Annotated in this window: 1 protein-coding gene; it reads right to left on the reverse strand. The window is 69.6% G+C overall.

What is annotated here, in order from left to right; genetic code table 11:
- Positions 1–332: 332 nt before the first annotated feature.
- Positions 333–1,063: arabinofuranosidase catalytic domain-containing protein (locus tag Mco01_RS38680; RefSeq protein WP_204061791.1), on the reverse strand; the 731-nt coding region annotated here is incomplete at its 5' end.

Consider the following 1,063-nt stretch of genomic DNA (forward strand, 5'->3'; position numbering starts at 1 on the left):
ACAGCATGCCCACGATCCAGGTGAGCCCGCGTCTGGCCAGGGACTGCTTCTTCTGTCGGGTGGTTTTCACACGTTTCCTCTGGGGTGGTGATCAGGCCGGTCGCACGTCTCGCTCGGACGTGGGTCCAGCGCTGGTTGGCCTGCCCGTCGCAGGTCCAGGTCTGGAGCTGTGGCGCCGTCGGCCGTGGCGCTGTACGGCACGTCCAGGCATGTGCCGGCGCCGACGGCGGTCAGGCTGCCGTCGACGACGGACGTCTGGGGATCGCTCTCGCCCGGACGCCGGCTGTCCGGTTGGACGGACAGCCGGCGCATCGGGACCGCTGATCAGGGGGTCAGCGGTAGCCGGCGGCGACGATGTCGGCCTGGACGGCGTTCTCGGTGGCGTCGGAGGGGTAGCCCGCGACCATGGCGCCTTCGTAGAAGGTGCCGGCGCTGAGGTTGGCGCCGCCGTCGGGCTTGCAGCAGTCGCCGCCGCTGCCGAGGATGATCGCGCCCTGCTTCTTCATGGGGCTGTAGCCGCCGGGCAGTGAGCCGTCGTACAGGGTGTAGAGGCTGCCGGACTGGGCGTTACTGCCCTTCATGGCGAAGCGGGACGTGCCGTTGTTCTTCAGCGTGGCGGTGACGAACTTGCTGGTGAAGGCCCGCTGGTTGGGGTTCCACGACTGGCTGCCGCCGGGGTACAAGCCCCATTCCAGGTCGGCCTGCACCCACGGGCCGCTGCCCGAGCAGCCGCCGAACCAGCACTGCTTGCTGAAGTTGATGGCGTCCATGGCCCCGGCGGCGTCGGCCTTGCGGGTGGTCTCGCTGTTGCCGTAGTCGAAGCAGCAGCCGCTGTTGACGTGCGTGCCGCTGGTCACCATGTACATGCCCTCGGGTGCGCTGCCGGTCGGCACGCCGGTGAGGTGGCCGTCGCGCCAGTAGCTGTTGCCGGGGTTGATGTACAGCGAGTACGCCTTGCCGCCCCCCACGGTGAGCGACTCGGTGGTCGCGGTCGCGGGCTTGCTCTGGGGCGAGCCGGGGACGACGGACGACCCCTGGTACCACAGGTCGTTGCCTCGGCCCG

This window comes from Microbispora corallina (assembly GCF_016863035.1).
In the GTDB taxonomy this organism is placed as follows: Bacteria; Actinomycetota; Actinomycetes; order Streptosporangiales; family Streptosporangiaceae; genus Microbispora; species Microbispora corallina.